This window comes from Bradyrhizobium sp. R2.2-H, from assembly GCF_004346455.1.
Lineage (GTDB): Bacteria > Pseudomonadota > Alphaproteobacteria > Rhizobiales > Xanthobacteraceae > Bradyrhizobium > Bradyrhizobium diversitatis.
Genome location: NZ_SMBR01000008.1, coordinates 60,044 through 77,967, shown reverse-complemented (window position 1 = coordinate 77,967; position 17,924 = coordinate 60,044). Strand labels below are relative to the sequence as shown.

Below are 17,924 nucleotides of genomic sequence, written 5' to 3'. Positions count from 1 at the left end.
CTCCTCAGGCCGACTTGGCCGCCGGCGAATCGTTTTGCGGACGCATCGCCCTGATCCTGTCGAGTATCTCGTCGGTCGGGCGAACGACGTTGTTGCGGTCGTTGAAGTGCGGAATGACGTAGCGGCCGACCATTTCGATGCCTTCCATGATCTTCTCGTGAGTCACGGAGTCGAGATGCAACAACACCTCCTGGATGCCCATCGCCTGGAATTTCTCGATCTGGCGGATGACGGTATCGGGGCTGCCGCACACCGTGGTGCCCGAATGATTGAGCAGATAGTCCCAATCGCGGCCTGCACGCTCCATCGCGGGTACGCTCTCGCTCATATAGGAGTAGTCGTCGGCGAGCTTGGCGAGACGCGGATAGGCGTCGGTCGAGATGCGCGCGTAGTGCATCAGCGCTTCGGCGTAGTCGTCCTTGGCGGCCTGATCGGTCTTCCCGATGCCGAAGAACAGCGGCACGCCGACGCGCGGGCGATCGAGAGGACCGGTCTCGTCGCGCTTCCAGGCCTTTTGATAGGCATCGATCAGCTTCTGCTGATTCTCGAAACCCTGGTAAATCGTGGCGCTCATGAGCGCGAGGCCTTCCGCGCCCGCCCAAGCGTGGCTGCGCTCGCTCGTCGCCGCAATGCCGATAACGGGATATGGCTTTTGCACTGGCTTCGGCACCAGCATGCGCGGCGGCACCTGATAGTACTGACCGTCGAACGTGAAGATGTCCTCGCGCATCGCCTTACGCAGCAGGGCCATGCCTTCTTCCATCTGCGGCAAGGTTTCCTTGGGGTCGACGTTGAAAGCGCGCATGGCGATCGTCGTGTTCGCGCGGCCGCAATACATTTCCATCCGCCCGTGAGACAGAATATCGCTGACGGCGAGCCGCTCAGCCGAACGCAGGGCATGGTTGATGCGCTGAGGCATCAGGGTCACCGCAGTGCGGAGTCGAATCCGCTGGGTGACAGCCGCAAGATAGCCGAAGACGACTTCGGGAGCCGAACTCGATATGCCACCGAGTGCAACATGCTGCTCCGACAGCGCGACGAAGTCGAAGCCCATCTTCTCGGCAAGCCTGGCCTCGTCGACAAGTTCGTGCAGTCTGCGAGCATAGCTGTGTCCGACCTGCGTTTCCTGCTCCGACCACAATCCAAACTTGAGTGACATGCATCGTTTCCCTTCGCCTCGCCTCTGATGCAAAGAGACTGTCATAGATCGAACGATATTTTCTCCCGAAGGTGACGCCGAGAGATATGAATTTCCCTATTTCCTGCTGCACGCCGTGATGCGCGGTCATTGCGGATTCGGAACGGAAAAACCCCGCAACGTCGTTGCGGGGTCTTGATGCGATACCGGCAAGGACGACGCGGAAGTCTCAGTCCATGGTACGAAAGAAATTCGCCAGAAGGCCGCCGACATCATGCAGACATTGTTCTCCGATCGCGACCGTCGATCCATGCGGATCGCCGACGATACCGTTTCTGGACACGGACACGATGCCGTTCTTCCACATCAGATCCAGTTGATCGGGTGTCAACGCGCCGAGATGGCCGCGCACGAAGCGATCGATGCGGACACTCTCAGGCCGAAGCTTGAGCATCAGAGACGTCTCGGCGATATCCGCGTGACCACCGACGTTCTCCGGATCGCCTCCGGCAGCCTGGACGGCATGCCTCCAGCATCCGATCCAGGCTTGGGAGTCCGTATAGGCGGCGACGCGGGCCTGGCCACCGGTTGCCCGGATCAAGCGCGGCAGCATGTCCGCCAGAACAGGAAAATTGCCGATATGGCCCGAGAACAGCAGAATGCGCCTGAAGCCATGCAGGGCGAGGCTGGTGCAATAATCCTGGCAGACCGCCTCGAACGTCTCGTTACGCAGGGAGATTGTCCCCGACAGCGCTAGGTGATGCGACGAGCAGCCAACCTTGATGGTCGGCGCAATGAGCGTCTTGCCAAGGTCTCGAGCGATCAACACTGCCAGATGCTCGGCATGATCGGCATCCATGCACAGGGGCAGATGGGGTCCATGCTGCTCGATCGCGCCGCACGGCACGAGCACGGTGTCGAAGCCGTCCTTCAACGCGGCCGCGACCTCCTCGAACGTCATGAGCTCGAGCTTCAGAGCGTCCGCGGATGCATCGTCCATCATCTTGCTTTCATTTCCTGGCGAGAAACCGCGCACGGGCATCCGCGGAGTCGTCGTTGTCGAGATATTGGCCGAGGTCGTCGACCGTCATCTGTTCAAGCTGATCATCGCTTAGCTGGCCCGTCAAATTCAACGATCGCTTGATGGCCGCAAAGAGTTTTGGGTCCTTGCTTCGGAAGTCCCGGCAGACATCGATCGCGCGATCCAGTACGGCGTCGGTGTTAACCACTTCGTCGAAGGCACCGATCTGCATCGCTTTGCCCGCATCCACGAGGACTCCTGAATAGAGCAAGGCCTGCGCCGCCCGCTTTCCCAGCCGCAGCGCGGCCTGGCGCATGCCTTTGGCCACCGGCAGAAGACCGTGATTGATCTCGGGAAAGCCGATCTGGGCCTTGTGGTCGGCAATCACGTGATCGGAATGCAGGAGAAATTCGAGAGCGCCGCCGACCGCGTAGCCGCGCACTGCACAGACCACGGGACCCGGATAGCGCTCGAACGCGCACAACACTGCATGGAAAAAGCGAATGCGCGGCGCGGCGACTTGCAGCCCGGTGACTTCGCGAATATCGCCGCCAGCACTGAAGAAGCGATCTCCCTCGCCGGTAAGAACGATGCCGGGCGGTTCCGGCTCGGATCCCAGGCGCCTGATCTCTTCGAGCAAGCGCGCAATCAGCGCATAATTGAGGGCGTTTGCGGGAGGCCGGTTCATCGTGAGGACGACGAGGTCCGGTTCACGCCTGATCTTGAGAATGTCTGCATCCGTCATGCCCGATAAGCTAACGGGATCCGCGTTGAATGAGCTACCGTATTGTGAGAGGCTTGACCCGCTCGACGGCAGAAACGACTGCGTGGAGCGCTCCGTGCCGACCTTTCTGCTGCACCGCGTTCCCGGTCCTTCGACCCAGCCTGGCGAGAATGTAGCACGCCGATTGAGCAATTTGATCCATTCCTGATCAGCCGATTGGATCGATATTGGTCAGATCGAAGGGCGACTCATGACATAAATTTCAAGGTTGTCAGTTTTTCGATATAAGATGACAATTTAGCGAAATACAGACCCCCAGAGCCGCCTTAGCCTTCCTGGAATACCCGAAGCTGCGGCTCTTACCCAGAAAAACTCGCCCGGCGGGTATTTGGGGAAAGCTAAGGAGGTCTCGATGAGCTTTGACACGCTGGACAAAATCGATCTGCGGATCCTGCAAGAACTTCAGAATGACGCCAGTCTCACCAATGTCGAGCTGGCCTCGCGCGTCAACCTCTCCCCGTCCCCTTGTCTTGCCCGAGTCAAGAATTTGGAGCGGCTCGGCGTGATCAATCGGCGCGTCGCCGTGGTCGATCCGCAGATCGTCGGCCTGCGCGTCATGGCGTTCATCCAGGTGACGTTGGAAAAACACGTGCAGAGTGTCCGCGACGGCTTTGCTACTGAAATCGGCCGCATCGCCGAAATCATGGACTGCTATCTCATGGTCGGAGATCAGGATTATCTGTTGCGTGCCATTGTGTCCGACGTCTCCGACCTCGAGAATCTGATTGCACGCATATCCCGGATCGCCGGTGTCGCGAGCATCCGCTCTGGTCTCGCGGTGCGCAACGTCTCCAGCCGGCGAGCACTGCCGCTCGATGTATCCAGGCCGATCCAGGTAAAGTCGGCGTCGGCCGACTCGGAACGACATCGCCCATCCCTACATCGCCATCTACAAGCCCTCGCCTGACAAGCGACCACAGGATCTGCGTACGATTTACGGCCCGGACTGTGGCAAGCGATCGCCACGCATAGTGTGGGCTTATGGCGGAGGCGGAACGACAGACCCTTAATATCCAAATCGACACTGGAGCAAATCAACAGCCTGCGGCGACGGACAGAACAGGTTGCCCGTTTTGCTCGCTCTCATAGCCTAATCCACGATGAGGACGTGATCGGCCTGTACCATCGGATTTCCGCGTTGTATCGAATGGGTGATATTGCAGCGCCATATGGCTGAGCAGGTTGATCGCACTGCCAGTCGTTCCCAGCGCGCGGTACCAAGTGCCGCTGAACGCGTTACTGGCACAGTGTCCGAGTGCGACCTAGGGGTAGGCTTTCGCTCGCCGGACTCTCGCTTTCGATGACGATTAGGAGATCTACAAACGGCTGGCCTGTGCGGCGACGGAGCGCTTCGCCTCCATCATCGTAGGCGCGCTGAAATCGGCGAATCGTGAGACCGCATTCATTGAAAGCCACTCCAAATCTTGAGACTCTGTGTCCGTTCGGAAGGATGGCCCTCCGAAGGACGTGGCTCGATCTCCGATTTTATGCGTGCCACACTGCGGCCACGGCGCCTTGGAGGCAGCCGCAGATGGAGCTACGCGAATGCGAGATGAAGAACTGACGCTTCCGGCGACCACACCGCGCGCTTCAGAAAGCTTGCTCACGCTGGCTGCCGCAAGATTGTTCTTGATCTCCCTGTGCACATGCAGGCTCCTAAGTTATTGAAAAATTTGAGCTCTCGCTCCGATCCATCATGGGCAAGCTTGGGCTAGCACAAGCAATCGATATCCAATTGGAGCTAAGTAGCGAAAGATCTGTCCATCACCCTGGGAGAGACGCTCGACAAGGATGCGCTGCGTGGTCCTCTCGCCGCCCTAGGAATGAGCAGGCCCGGACGGCGCCACATCCAAGCGGACCGCGATCCCGTCCAGATCCGGGGTCGGCGCTGGATAATGCATCATGACGAGCGGATCGTGACCTGGAACGATGTGGTCCGCCTCGGGCGCTGCGGCCCGCAGCCTGTCGAACCCGACCAGCATGTCGCCGACATGAAACGCTGTCGTAAAGGGACGCTCGCCCCTCAGGTTTTCGTAGAAATGACTGACGTCGGAAGCGAGCACGACCGGCCCGCGGCGCGTGTTGACCCGGACGAACTGAAGTCCCGCGGAATGTCCGCCCGCCGCATGGACCGTCAGACCGGGAGCGATCTCAGCATCGCCATCGTAGAACAGGACGCGACGCGCATAGTTCAGCCGCACGATGCCGCAGACGTCCTCGACCTCGAAGGAATGCGACAACCTCGGATATTGCATGTAGCGGCCGGTGGCGTAGGCTAGCTCGCGCTCCTGCAGATGAAACCGCGCGTTCGGAAACCGGTCGAAATTACCCGCATGGTCGTAGTGCAGATGCGTGAGGATGACGTCCTTGACGTCGGCCACGTCAATATCGAACGCGGCAAGCGTCTCCACCGGGCAGCGCAGGAATATCCGCCTGCGCTGCCTGGCGATTTCGGCGTTGAACCCGGTGTCGATGACGAAGGTGCGCCCGCTTCCCCGCGCCAGCCACATGAAATAATCCATCGGCATCGGCCCGTCATGCGGGTCGCCGCCGATGAAGTGCTCGCTGCGCTGCGCCTCCCGCGTAGCGTAGCGGATGGCGAACAGCTCGTAGACCGGATCAGCCATGTATCTGCGATCTGCTCAGGAGCCGGCCGCGTCGACCTCGTTGAACGCCTCGCGCGCGTTACGGAAGGCGTCAATGCCGGCGGGCACGCCGCAATAGACGGCGACCTGGAGCAAAATCTCCTTGATCTCCTCCTTTGTGAGCCCGTTCTTCAAGGCGCCCTTGACGTGCAACTTCAGTTCGTGCGGCCGGTTCAGCGCGCCGAGCATCGCCAGATTGACGATCGAGCGCGTGCGCCGGTCGACGCCGGGCCGAGTCCACAACGCGCCCCAGCAGAACTCGGTCGACCATTCCGCCATGGTGCGCGTGAAGTCGTCGGCACCGGCGATGGACTTATTGACGTAATCCTCGCCGAGCACTTCCTTGCGAACCTTGAGCCCCTTGTCGAACAGTTCGGTCTTGCTCATGATCGTCCCTTTCAGGTCTTGAGAGTTGAGTTGGAAGTCGATGAACGCAATAGCGGCCGCAGCGATTGCAGCAAAGCAGCGACGTCATCGACCGCGTCGAGCCGCCAGACCGCGTCGATGACACGGTCGGCATCCCAGTCGCTTCGGCCGGTCCGCACGCCCTCGCGCAGCTTGGCCTCGAGATCGCGATCCGTGAGCGGCGCGGCAAGACTGCCGCGCGGCGAAATGACTGTCTCGGTGAGGACATCCCCGGACGCCAGGCGCAACGTCACACGCGCGGCGCCATCGCGCATTTCGCTGTCGAGCTCCGCACTCACCTTCTGCCGCAGTTGCACGATGTCGGGCCGGATTACGGTTTCCTGCACAAACTCGGCGACCCCGGCGGCACCGAGCAAAAGACCGCATGCCACGCAATGATGGATGCTGACGCGCGCATCGCGCTCGTTGTTGACCGGGCGGTTGCCACGGGCGAGCAGCAGCGCCGAGCCTTGCACCGTCACCTGCTCGATCTGCTCGATGCGTCCAGCGATCCGTTTGCGCAGCAGGAGGCAGGCATCGATCACCGCGTGAAACACGATGCCGGCGGGATACGGTTTGTAGGTGTTCTTTGCGATCTCGAACGTCCTGCCGAGACCGTCGAGCAGCCGCGCGATGTCGGGCTCATCGCCCATGGTGCGGGCCCAGCCGAGCGGTCCCTCGATGGCACGGGGCGCCGCCTCGTAGCCCTGCTGCGCCAGCAGCGCGGCGAACAACCCGTTTCGCGCCGAATTGCCGACGCTGACATTCTTGGCTCCAGTCGGCAGGTTCTCGACATTGCCGGCCGACTGGCTCGCCGCAACTCCGATTGCGTTTGCAACGCCCTCCGCGGGCAGGCCCAGGAGCTTCGCGCAAGCCGCAGCCGCGCCAAAAATCCCGCAGGTCGACGTGATGTGCCAGCCACGCGCGTAATGGCGCGGCGAGACTGAATTGCCGATGCGGCATTCTACGTCCACGCCGAGAATGAATGCCGTCAGCACCTCGTGCCCCGACAACCTTCGCATCTCCGCGAGCGCGAATATGGCGGCTGCGACCGGCGCGGCCGGATGAATGATCGTCTCGGGATGGGTGTCGTCGAAGTCGAGCAGATTCGCCGAGATGGCGTTGAGGAACGCCGCGCAGAGCGCATCCATCGGCTCGGAATGACCGATCACCGTCGATGTCGCGGCACCACTGAACGGTGCCAGCGTGCGAATCGCTGCGATGACGACGGGATCGCGTGCGGAGCCGAGTGCCGTCGCGAAGAAATTGAGGATCGATCGTCGCGCCTCGAAGCTCTGCGCTTCCACCTCCACCCATGATGAGGCAGCGACGAAATCAGCGAGCGTCCTGCTCACGCTAGGAATGGAATGTTGCGGCACGCGGGGCGTCTTCCTCGTTTTGTTCGGACCTTATGCCGATCCGCGGCAAACTGTCGACCCCAAATGTTATGCTTGACAGCTTGTCTGACAATCATAACAATCCCGCCCGTTGGCGCGGGAGCCCGCAGCCACGACGACGGCGGCCGCGACGGCCGGCCGGCGAACGCGTTTGACCAACGAGATCAAGAAGGCGCGCCCGGCCCGGGATCGCGCGACAGGGAGTGGACGATGGCGGGAGAAATCCTCGGCGTAATCGGCACGGGCCGCATGGGCGGTCCGATGGCTGGACGATTGATGGACGCGGGCTATTCGCTCGTCGTCTATGACACGCAGGCCGAGGCCACCCAGCCGCTGGTCACGCGCGGCGCAAGCCTCGCCAGTTCCCCCGCCGACGTCGCGTCTCGCTCCGACATCGTGCTCGCCAGCCTGCCGACACCCGACATCGTCAAGGCGGTCGCGCTCGGCCAGGACGGCATCAGCAGCGGCAACCGTGCCAGGATCGTCATCGATCTCTCGACCTCGGGCCCCGGCGCGGCGAAGTTCGTCGCGGAAGGCCTGAAGGCCAAGGGCATGACGCTGGTCGATGCGCCCGTGAGCGGCGGCATCAAGGGCGCCGTCAACGGCACGCTGGCGGTGATGGTGTCCTGCCCGCAGGCGACCTACGAGACCGTGCAGCCGATCCTGAAGAATTTCGGCAAGCTGTTCTACACCGGCGACAAGCCCGGCGTGGCGCAGACCGCCAAGCTCGCCAACAATCTGATGGCGGCGGCAGCGCTGGTGATCACCTCGGAAGCCGTCGCGATGGGCGTCAAGGGCGGCGTCAACGCCAAGGTGCTGATCGACATCATCAATGCCTCGAGCGGCCGCAACAGCGCCTCGGAAGACAAATTCCCCCGCGCCGTGCTGCCCGGCACGTTCGACTTCGGCTTCGCCACCGGCCTCTCCTACAAGGACGTCCGTCTCTGCGTTGACGAGGCCGAGGCGATGGGCGTGCCGATGGTCTGCGGCGCGGTGGTGCGGCAGATGCTCGCGATCACCAACGCCAAATACGGTGCCTCGTCCGACTTCACCTCGATCGCCAAGGTGCTCGAAGAGTGGGCCGGGGTCGAGATGCGCGGCTGATCGCGCAAGCCTTCGGGAGAGCAACCCACGATGACGATCTGCCCGACCGCATCCGGCAAGATCCCGCTCGCGCGCCAGATGGCGCGGAGCGTGCTTCCGCTGGATATTGGCGATTTCGGGCCTGAGGTCGTCGCCAAGGCAAAGCTCTGCCTGCTCGATTTCCTGTCCTGCGCCTTCGAGGCGGGCCATCATCCCTGGAGCCGCCAGGCGGTTGCGATCGCGCAGGCCGGCGGCAGCGCGACCATCATCGGGACCTCGCAGACCTCCTCGCCGGCCGATGCGGCTTTCGCCAACGCAGTGATGGGGCACGGCCTCGTGCGGGAAGACATGCATGCGGCCAGCATCGCGCACCACGGCGTGGTGATCTGGCCGACCCTGCTCGCGCTGTCACAACAGACGCCGTTGCGCGGGGACAGGCTGCTCGCGGCCGCCATCATCGGCTACGAGACCGGTGCACGGATCGGCCGCGCGCTCCTGACGTCCGACCTCGCGCGGCTCTATCGCCCGACCGGCCTCGTGGCGCCTCCGGGCGCGGCACTCGCGGGAAGCTTTGCGCTTGGCCTTTCTGAGGACCAGGCCACCAGCGCGATCGCGATCGCAGCGAATACCTCCAGCGGACTCAACGAGTGGCCCCACGCCGGCGGCTCCGACATGTATTTCCATCCGGGTTTCGCCGCCAGCAATGCGATCAAGGCGATTGAGCTCGCCGCGGCCGGCGCGTTCGGCTCGGAGACGATCCTCGAAGGCGAAGCCGGCCTGTTCGCAGCCTATCGCCGCCAGGCAGCGCCTGAGAGTATCGCGCTGTTCCCGGACCGCGAATGCGAGATCATGGCCGTCTACAACAAGCCGGTCCCGGCCTGCAATTTCGCGCAGACAGCGGCACAGGCGGCACTTCGCGCTTCACACGAGCTCGCCAGCACGGACGAGATCGACCGCATCGTGATTCGCGCGCCCGATGCCGCCCTGCGCTATCCCGGCTGCGATTCCATGGGGCCCTATCGCAATGCGCTCCAGGCCAAGATGAGCATTCCGTTCAGTGTCGCAGCGACGCTGGCGCGCGGCGAGATCGAGGAAGAGAACTATTCCGAGCTCGGCGATGCCGACATCGTTCGCCTGATTGCAGTCACCGAACTCGAGGCCGATGCCGCCTTCACCGCCGCCTTCCCGGGCCAGCAGGGCGCGGAGGTAACCGTACATCTGCGCGGCGGCCGGACCATCCGGCACGCTTTGCCCGACGTCATCGCGGCAACGCCTGCAGATATTCGCGCACGCTTTCGCAGCTCGGCAACGCATGTCCTCGGCGAGGACCGCGGCTGCCTGCTCAAGCAACTGATCGACGATTGCGAGCGACTCGACAATGCTGGCGACATCGCCGCGCAGTGCCGGCTGGACGTATCGGAACGGGTTTTACGATCGGCATCATAAGAAGTGCCGAACAGTTCGGGGGAAACATGGTCAATTTGAAGACCAGTCTAGCATCGTCGGTCGCGAGCGCGGCCACCGCACGGAGGCGAGGCTGATGGAAGGGTTCTTTCAAGCGCTCGCCGCCGGCCTTCTGATCGGCGCCGTCTACGGCCTGATGTGCGTCGGGCTCGGCCTGATCTTCGGCGTCATGCGCGTCATCAACTTCGCCCATGGCGATTTCATGATGCTCGGTATGTACACCGCCTTCTATCTCTTCACCGCCGCCGGCGTGCAGACGCTGTTCGGCAACACGGTCGGGCCATTCGTCGCCATCCTGCTGGCCGGGCCTGTGCTCGCGGTGTTCGGCTATTTCGTGCATCGCACGCTGATCTCGCACGTGTCGGGCACACGCACCGCGTCGCTCGAAGGCGAAGGACATTACGCCCAGCTCATCCTGACGCTCGGTATCGCTCTGATCCTGCAGAACGGCGGCCTCATCGTGTTCGGCTCGGTGCTGGCCTCGATCCGGACGCCGCTGTCCAGCTCTGCCTGGGAGCTCGGCCCCTTCTTCGACATGAGCATCTTCCTCAACAAGGCCCGCAGCATCGATATGATCGTGTCGCTGGCGATCATGATCCTGCTCTCGCTGCTGATCATGCGGACCCGGATCGGTAAGTCGCTCCGCGCCGCCGCGGACAATCCGACCGCAGCGACCTATATGGGCATCGACGTCGACCGCGCGCACCGCACCGCTTTCGCGCTCGGTTGCGGCATCACCGCCATTGCCGGCGGCCTGCTCGCTACCAACTACCCGTTCCATCCCTTCGTCGGCCTCGAATACGTCATCGTCATGTATGCCGGCGTCGTGCTCGGCGGCATGGGCAGCATCATCGGCGCCTTCTGGGGCGGCATGACGATCGGCCTCGTGCAGCAGATGTCGACGCTGATCCTGCCGACGCAGTTGCAGAACGCCGCGATCTTCGCCGTTTTCCTGCTCATCGTCTTCTTCCGTCCGCAAGGCTTCTTCGGGCGCATGGTCGAGAGAACATGACCATGCTCCGGATGCGATCCTTTCTGCCTCCCCTGCTCTTCACGGTCGCTTATGCGGTCGTGTCGCTCGGCGTCACCAACTCCTACTACCAGCTGATCCTGACGCTGGTGCCGGTGTGGGCGGTGTTCGGCCTGTCGTGGAATCTGCTCAGCGGCTACACCGGGCTGATCTCGTTCGGCCATGCCGCCTTCTTCGGCATCGGCGCCTATGCGACTGCGCTCGGGCAGATCTATTTCGACATCTCGCCCTGGCTCCTGATTCCGATCGCGGCCGTGCTCGGCGGCATCGCCGGCCTCCTGATCGGCTTTCCGACTTTCCGCCTGCAGGGCCACTATTTCGCGCTGGCGATGCTCGCCTACCCGCTCGCCATTCTATACGTGTTCGAATGGCTCGGCTACCAGGAGGTGACGCTGCCGATCAAGCGCGATGCGCCGATCGCCTATATGCAGTTCTCCGATCCCCATCTCTACACGCTGCTCGGGCTGGCGCTCATGCTCGCCACCATCGTGCTGACGCAGGTGATCGAGCGATCCCGCTTCGGCATGGCACTGCTCGCGATCAAGCAGAACGAAGCCGCGGCTGAAGCGGCCGGCATCAACACGCTGGCCTGGAAGCTGCGCGCGATCACGCTCAGCGGGGCGATTGCCGCGGTTATCGGTGGCTTCTACGCACAGGTGCTGCTGGTGGTGACCCCGGCATCGGTGTTCGGCATGCTGGTATCGGCACAGGCGCTGACGGTCGCGATGTTCGGCGGCGTCGGCACGGTCTGGGGGCCGGTGATCGGTTCGGTGATACTGATCCCGCTAGCCGAGGTCCTGCACGCTGAGGCCGGCGCACGCATCCCCGGCATTCAGGGCGTCATCTTCGGCATCGCCATCGTCTGCGTCATCCTGCTGGCGCCGGAAGGCCTGTTCTGGAAGCTGCGCGATCTCCTGCGCAAGCGGAATGCCGCCAAGGCATCGGCGAGCGACACTGTGGAAAAGGCCGCCGCCAATGTCACCCCCCTGCGGCCCGCCTCGCAGCGTGCCGCAGCCGGCGAGGTCGTGCTGGAGGTCCGCAACCTCTCGCGCTCCTTCGGCGGCCTCAAGGCCGTGCAGGATGTCAACTTCAAGCTGCACAAGAACGAGATCCTCGGCATCATCGGGCCCAACGGCGCCGGCAAGACCACGCTGTTCAACCTCCTCAACGGCTTCCTCAAGCCCAGTCAGGGCGAGGTGCTGATCGGCGGCCGCAACATGTCGGGCCAGCGGCCGCACGTGATCTGCGAGGCCGGCATCGGCCGCACCTTCCAGGTGATGCGGCCGTTCCTGCGAATGTCGATCCTCGACAACGTCGTGGTCGGCGCTTACATACGCGCCCGCACCGACGACCAGGCGCGCCAGTTCGCGGCCGACGCCGTGGCCCGCGTCGGGCTCTCCGCGGTCGCCGACCGCGTCGCCGGCGAGCTCTCGACCAAGGAGCTGCGGCTGATGGAACTGGCCCGCGCGATCGCCGGCCAGCCGCGCATCCTGCTGCTCGACGAAACGCTCGCCGGCCTCGGCCATGGTGAGGCCGACGAGGTCGTCGCCGTGATCCAGCAGCTCGCGCGCGACGGCATCACCATCGCCATCATCGAGCACACCATGCAGGCAATGGTGCGCCTCGTCGATCGCTTCCTCGTGCTCGACCACGGCGCCGTCATCACCGAAGGTCTGCCGGAGGTGGTGACGCGCGACAGCCGCGTCGTCGAGGCCTATCTCGGCAAGAAATGGGCGGGCCATGCTGCGAATTGAAGGATTGAGCGCGGGCTATTCCGCAAAACCCGTCTTGAACGACGTCTCGATCGAAGTCGGCGCCGGCCAGTTCGTCGCGATCGTAGGCCCCAACGGGGCCGGCAAGACCACGCTGTTCAAGACGATCTCCGGCATCGTCAAGCCGAGCGGCGGCGCGATCACGTTCGACGGCGTCGATCTGCTCGCGGTGCCACCGCCGCAGCGCGCCCATCTCGGCATCGCCCACGTCCCCGAGGGACGTCAGGTCTTCCCGTCCCTCACGGTGATGGAAAACCTGGAAATGGGTGCGATGACCGAAGGCGGCCGCCGCGACTGGCAGACCAACATCGAGCGCATCTTCGAATGGCTGCCGGTGCTGAAGGAGCGCCGCGATCAGTTCGCCGGCACGATGTCCGGCGGCCAGCAGCAGATGCTCGCGATCGGCCGCGGCCTCGCCTCCTCGCCGAAGCTCTTGATGCTCGACGAACCCTCGATGGGGCTCGCGCCTTCGACGGCTGACTTCATCTTCGAACGCCTGATCGATATCCGGCGTCAGTCCGGGCTGACCATGCTGCTGGTCGAGCAGCGCGTCGCGGAAGCGCTGGAATCCGCCGACCACGGCTACGTCCTCGAAGCCGGCCGTGTCGTACTCGAAGGCAACAACGACACGCTACGTGCTGACGATCGGGTGCGCAAAGCCTATCTCGGCATGTGAACACCATAAAAACAAAGAGCAGGGAGAAACGAAATGAACAAGATTTCAAAAGGACTGACGCGTCGCGCTGTGCTCTCCGGCGCCGCCGCCGTCGGCCTCGCGGGCGTGGCGCGTGCACAGGCCCCGGCGGAGGTGAAGGTCGGACTGATCGTGCCGCTGTCGGGCATCTACACCCGCCCCGGCCAGGTGATGAAGATGGGCGCCGAGATGGGCATCGAGCACATCAACGCGCAAGGTGGCATCAAGGCGCTCGGCGGCGCCAAGCTGAAGCTGGTGGTGATCGACTGCGGCGACACCACCGAGAAGGCCAAGAACGCGGCCCAGCGCATGGTGGCGCAGGAGCCCGATCTGGTCGCCGCCACCGGCTCCTATCTGTCGTCCTTCACGCTCGCAGTCACCGAGGTGACCGAGCGCGCCGAGCTGCCGGTGCTCACGCTGTCCTATTCGGACCTTTTGACCGACCGCGGCTTCAAATACATCTTCCAGACTGCCGCGACCGCGAGCCGCCAATCCGAACTCGGCCTGCCGACGCTGATGAAGCTCGCCGAGAATGCTTCGGGCAAGAAGCCGAAGACCGTGGCGATGTTGATGGACAACACTGCAACGTCGGTCGCAACCGCCAAGGCGCTGAAGGAGAGGCTGTTCGCGCAAGAGGGCCTTCAACTCGTCGTCGAGGAGGTCTGGACGCCGCCGCTGTCGGATGCGACGCCGCTGATCCAGAAGGTTCGCTCGGCCAAGCCCGATTTGCTGCTGTTCATGCCGAATGCGGTGTCGGACGCCAAGCTCGGCCTCGAGAAGATCAGCGAGTTCGGCCTCGGCCAGGGCAAGATCCCGACCGTATCCTTCAGCATCACCATCGCCGAGCCCGACATGCTGCAGAGCGTGAGCTCGGAGACGGTGCAGGGCATCATGACCATCGTCGCCAATTGGGGCTCGAAGGGCCACGAGGCGCTGATCGCCGAGCTCAAGGCCAAATACAAGGAGCCCTGGATGACGCAGAACGTCATCTCGACCTATGGCGACATGTGGCTGATGAAGGAAGCGCTGGAGAAGGCCGGCAAGGCCGACCGCAATGCGGTCACACAGGCCTTCCGCACCATGGATGCCGGCCCGTCGAAATACTATCCGGGCGGCCAGCTGAAATTCGACGAGAAGGGCCGCCGCGTCGGCGCCGGTGTCGTCATCGTGCAATGGCAATCGGGCGTGCCTGTCACCGTCTATCCGCCCGAGCTCGCGCAGGCGCAGCCGTTCTGGCCGAAGAAGTCCTAAGCGTCGCGCAAATCCTGGGGAGGAGACTGTCATGACTGCCAAGAGCAAGATCACGATATCGCGGCGAACCCTGCTTGCCGGCGCTTCCGGCACGCTGATCGCATCCCGCGCCTGGGCGAAGCAGCCGGCGGAGATCAAGGTCGGCCTGCTGGTGCCGATCTCCGGGCTCTATGCCCGCCCGGGAACAGTGATGCGCGAAGGCGCCGAGATGGCGATCGACCACATCAACGCGCAAGGCGGCATCAAGGCGCTCGGCGGCGCCAAGCTGAAGCTCGTCGTGCTGGATTCCGGCGACACCACCGAGAAGGCCAAGAACGCGGCCCAGCGCATGGTGGCGCAGGAGACCGATCTGGTTGCGGCCAGCGGCGCCTACCTGTCCTCGTTCACCCTCGCGGTGACCGAGGTCACCGAGCGTGCCAACCTGCCCATGCTCACCCTCTCCTACTCCGACCTGATCACCGAGCGCGGATTCAAATACGTATTCCAGACCGCGGCCACCGCGGGGTCGCAGGCCAAACAGGCATTGCCCCAGCTCATCAAGCTGGCGGAGACGGCCTCCGGCAAGCGGCCGAAAACGGTCGCGATCCTCACCGACAACACGGGTGCCTCGATCGCTTCCGCCAAGGCGATGCGCGATGGCCTGTTGGCGGAGAACCAGTTGCAGTTGATCGTCGACGAGACGTTCACGCCGCCGCTGGCAGACGCGACCTCGCTGGTGCAGAAGATCCGATCGGCCAAGCCCGACCTGCTGTTCTTCCTGCCGACCGTGATCTCGGACGCAAAACTGCTGCTCGAGAAGATGAACGAGTTCGGCCTCGGCCAAGGCAAGATCCCGACGATCTCGTTCGGCATTGCGATCGCCGAGCCGGACATGCTGCAGACCGTCAGCCCCGAACTGCTCCAGGGCGTGTTGACCTGCGTCGCCAGTTGGGGCGCCAAGGGACATGAGGCGCTGATCGCCGAGTTGAAGACCCGCTACAAGGAGCCGTGGATGACGCAGAACGCGATCTCCACCTATGGCGACATGTGGGTGATCAAGGACGCGCTGGAGAAAGCCGGCAAGGCCGACCGCGTCGCCGTCGGCGAAGCGCTGCGCACCATGGATGGCGGGCCATCCAAATATTACCCGCTCGGCGAGATCAAGTTCGACGGGAAAGGCCGCCGCGTCGGCGCCGGCATGACCATCGTGCAGTGGCAAACCGGCATTCCAGTAACGGTATTCCCACCCGAACTCGCGCTGGCAAAGCCGTTCTGGCCCAAGAGATGACGTAAGAGCTGACGACGCCCGAACAAAAAACGGAGAACAACATGGACAAGGCGACCTACGACCGCGGCCTCGAGATCCGCAAGAGCGTGCTCGGCAACGAATTCGTCGACAAGGCGATCGCATCCGCCGACGAGTTCAACCGCCCGATGCAGGACCTCACCACGGAATATTGCTGGGGTTACGTCTGGGGCCGCGAAGGCCTCGCCCGCAAGACGCGCAGCTTCCTCAATCTGGCGATGCTATGCGCGCTCAACCGTCCGCACGAGCTGAAGACGCATGTCCGCGGCGCGCTCGCCAACGGCGCGACCAAGGAGGAAATTCGCGAGGTGTTCATGCAGGTCGCGATCTATTGCGGCGTGCCGGCCGGCGTCGATGCGTTCCGCAATGCGAAGGAAGTCTTCGCAGAGCTCGACAAGAAGTAGCGGAGCAGGACTGCAATGAAGGGCAAATGGGCACTCGTGACCGGCGCGACCTCGGGCCTCGGCTATGCCGTGGCGGAAGGACTGGCCGGCGCAGGTGCCAACATAGTCCTTCACGATCTCGCCGCGCCGAAGCAGGCCGCGGATGACCTTCGCGCCCGTTTCCGCGTGGAGGTCATCGCGGCCGGCGTCGATCTGTCCCGGCGCAAGGCGATCGAAGCCGGGATGGCGGATCTCCTCAAGCGCTGCGGCGGCATCGACATCCTCGTTAACAACGCCGTGGTCAGGCATTTCGCTGCGATCGAGCAGTTCCCGCCGGAGCGCTGGGACGAGGCGCTGGCCGTCAATCTGTCGGCGCCGTTCCACCTGATCCGGCTGGCGCTGCCGGCAATGAGGCAGCGTGGCTGGGGCCGGATCATCAACATGGGCTCGATCTATTCGAGCCGCGCGGTCGAGGACCGCATCGACTACGTCACCACCAAGACGGCGATCGCAGGCATGACCCGCGCCGTCGCCATCGAGACGGCGCGCAGCGGCATCACCTGCAACATGCTCTGCCCCGGCACGCTGCCAACGCCAGCGATCGTGAACAAGATCGCGGGGATGGCGGAGACCAGCGGCCGTCCCGTCGCCGAGGTGACGCGCGACTATCTCGGCGAGCGCCAGCCGACGCACCGCTTCATCGATATGGGCGCGGTTGCGGCCATGGTCGTCTTTCTCTGCGGCCCCGCCGCAAACGACATCACCGGCGCCAGCCTGCCAATCGACGGCGGCTGGTCGGTCGCATGAGCACCGGAATGGGAGTTTCGCGATGACTGAACAATCGAGCCAAACCGTCGTGCTGACCGGTGCCGCCGGCGGCATGGGTCGCGCCATCACCAAGGCGCTGATCGACAGCGGCCGCCGCGTCGTGCTGGTCGACCGCGACGCCAGGGCGCTTCGGGAACTGGCGGCGACGGCGGGCGACAAGGTGTTTCCGATCGAGCTCGACATCAGCGATGCAAAGGCCGTCGATCGCCTGCCCGATGCCATTCCCAATCATTTCAGGCCGGTCGGCGTCCTCATCAACAATGCCGGCCACGACATCGGCGGCCGGACTCGCTTCGACATCGGTTCTGCCGACGACTGGTCCAACATCATCCAGACCAATCTGATCGGCCTGATGCGCGTCACGCGCGCGATCCTCCCCGGCATGGTCCAACGCGATGCCGGGCACATCGTCAATATCAGCTCCATCAACGCGGTACGGATCGTGCCCGACATGGCGGCCTACAGCGCCAGCAAGGCGGGCGTGCACATGTTCACCGAGACCCTGCGCGGCGAGCTGGCGGAGACCGCGATCCGGGTCACCGAGCTCCAGCCCGGCCTGACCCGCACCAACATCATCCTGACCCGCTACCGCGGCGATACGCAGAAGGAAAAGGACTATTTCGACCAGTTCAGGATGGCGCTCGATCCGGCCGATATCGCCCGGTCGATCGTCTTCGCGCTTGACCAGCCCGCCCACGTTCAAATTGCCGAAATGATGATTCTGCCTGTAAACCGGTACTGAGT

17 protein-coding genes are annotated in these 17,924 nt (G+C 63.6%); 11 read left to right on the top strand and 6 right to left on the bottom strand.

Annotated features, from left to right (window positions below; translation table 11 throughout):
• Nucleotides 1–4: 4 nt before the first annotated feature.
• From EDE08_RS21110 to EDE08_RS21100, 3 genes are all read right to left on the bottom strand, one after another.
• Nucleotides 5–1,159 carry an LLM class flavin-dependent oxidoreductase gene (locus tag EDE08_RS21110; RefSeq protein WP_036041881.1) on the bottom strand — a complete coding sequence of 385 codons (1,155 nt, stop codon included), beginning with the start codon at nt 1,157–1,159 and terminating at the stop codon, nt 5–7.
• Nucleotides 1,160–1,367: 208 nt separating this feature from the next.
• A complete protein-coding gene (locus EDE08_RS21105) occupies nt 1,368–2,099 on the bottom strand; it encodes a creatininase family protein (RefSeq protein ID WP_283810564.1) in 732 nt (243 codons plus the stop codon).
• 49 nt (nt 2,100–2,148) lie between these two features.
• Entirely contained in the window at nt 2,149–2,904 is a 756-nt protein-coding gene (locus EDE08_RS21100) for an enoyl-CoA hydratase/isomerase family protein (protein ID WP_131870745.1), read from the bottom strand.
• A gap of 391 nt (nt 2,905–3,295) precedes the next feature.
• On the opposite strand from EDE08_RS21100, the gene EDE08_RS21095 reads away from it, so the two are divergent.
• Nucleotides 3,296–3,850: an Lrp/AsnC family transcriptional regulator gene (locus EDE08_RS21095; protein WP_131870744.1), complete on the top strand. Its 555-nt coding sequence runs from the start codon at nt 3,296–3,298 to the stop codon at nt 3,848–3,850.
• A 910-nt stretch (nt 3,851–4,760) separates the two neighbouring features.
• Here the strand turns inward: EDE08_RS21095 and EDE08_RS21090 are convergent.
• The 3 genes from EDE08_RS21090 to EDE08_RS21080 are packed head-to-tail and all read right to left on the bottom strand — an operon-like array spanning nt 4,761 to nt 7,348.
• Nucleotides 4,761–5,570: an N-acyl homoserine lactonase family protein gene (locus EDE08_RS21090; protein ID WP_131870743.1), complete on the bottom strand. Its 810-nt coding sequence runs from the start codon at nt 5,568–5,570 to the stop codon at nt 4,761–4,763.
• Between the two features lie 15 nt (nt 5,571–5,585).
• Complete coding sequence (locus EDE08_RS21085; RefSeq protein WP_024341820.1) at nt 5,586–5,975, bottom strand: carboxymuconolactone decarboxylase family protein; 390 nt, start codon at nt 5,973–5,975, stop codon at nt 5,586–5,588.
• Nucleotides 5,976–5,986: 11 nt separating this feature from the next.
• Nucleotides 5,987–7,348 (bottom strand): MmgE/PrpD family protein, encoded by a 1,362-nt coding sequence (locus EDE08_RS21080; protein ID WP_245524838.1) that lies wholly within the window; start codon nt 7,346–7,348, stop codon nt 5,987–5,989.
• A 252-nt stretch (nt 7,349–7,600) separates the two neighbouring features.
• On the opposite strand from EDE08_RS21080, the gene EDE08_RS21075 reads away from it, so the two are divergent.
• The 10 genes from EDE08_RS21075 (at nt 7,601) to EDE08_RS21030 (ending at nt 17,922) form a co-directional block, all read left to right on the top strand.
• Nucleotides 7,601–8,494: an NAD(P)-dependent oxidoreductase gene (locus EDE08_RS21075; RefSeq protein ID WP_131870741.1), complete on the top strand. Its 894-nt coding sequence runs from the start codon at nt 7,601–7,603 to the stop codon at nt 8,492–8,494.
• Nucleotides 8,495–8,524: 30 nt separating this feature from the next.
• Nucleotides 8,525–9,919 carry an MmgE/PrpD family protein gene (locus EDE08_RS21070; RefSeq protein WP_131870740.1) on the top strand — a complete coding sequence of 465 codons (1,395 nt, stop codon included), beginning with the start codon at nt 8,525–8,527 and terminating at the stop codon, nt 9,917–9,919.
• 94 nt (nt 9,920–10,013) lie between these two features.
• Nucleotides 10,014–10,949 (top strand): branched-chain amino acid ABC transporter permease, encoded by a 936-nt coding sequence (locus EDE08_RS21065; protein ID WP_131870739.1) that lies wholly within the window; start codon nt 10,014–10,016, stop codon nt 10,947–10,949.
• The gene (locus EDE08_RS21060) at nt 10,946–12,721 is read left to right on the top strand and encodes a branched-chain amino acid ABC transporter ATP-binding protein/permease (RefSeq protein ID WP_131870738.1); all 1,776 of its coding nucleotides are present in this window, start codon (nt 10,946–10,948) and stop codon (nt 12,719–12,721) included. Before EDE08_RS21065 ends, EDE08_RS21060 begins: the two co-directional genes overlap by 4 nt.
• A complete protein-coding gene (locus tag EDE08_RS21055) occupies nt 12,708–13,415 on the top strand; it encodes an ABC transporter ATP-binding protein (protein ID WP_131870737.1) in 708 nt (235 codons plus the stop codon). The genes EDE08_RS21060 and EDE08_RS21055 overlap by 14 nt, the downstream gene beginning before the upstream one ends.
• Before the next feature lie 33 nt (nt 13,416–13,448).
• On the top strand, nt 13,449–14,684 hold the full coding sequence (locus EDE08_RS21050) for an ABC transporter substrate-binding protein (protein WP_131870736.1): 1,236 nt from the start codon (nt 13,449–13,451) through the stop codon (nt 14,682–14,684).
• A gap of 31 nt (nt 14,685–14,715) precedes the next feature.
• A complete protein-coding gene (locus EDE08_RS21045) occupies nt 14,716–15,951 on the top strand; it encodes an ABC transporter substrate-binding protein (RefSeq protein ID WP_131870735.1) in 1,236 nt (411 codons plus the stop codon).
• 41 nt (nt 15,952–15,992) lie between these two features.
• Nucleotides 15,993–16,373 (top strand): carboxymuconolactone decarboxylase family protein, encoded by a 381-nt coding sequence (locus EDE08_RS21040; protein ID WP_131870734.1) that lies wholly within the window; start codon nt 15,993–15,995, stop codon nt 16,371–16,373.
• A gap of 15 nt (nt 16,374–16,388) precedes the next feature.
• The gene (locus tag EDE08_RS21035; RefSeq protein ID WP_131870733.1) at nt 16,389–17,159 is read left to right on the top strand and encodes an SDR family oxidoreductase; all 771 of its coding nucleotides are present in this window, start codon (nt 16,389–16,391) and stop codon (nt 17,157–17,159) included.
• 22 nt (nt 17,160–17,181) lie between these two features.
• Nucleotides 17,182–17,922 carry an SDR family oxidoreductase gene (locus EDE08_RS21030; protein WP_131870732.1) on the top strand — a complete coding sequence of 247 codons (741 nt, stop codon included), beginning with the start codon at nt 17,182–17,184 and terminating at the stop codon, nt 17,920–17,922.
• The last annotated feature ends 2 nt before the right edge of the window (nt 17,923–17,924 follow it).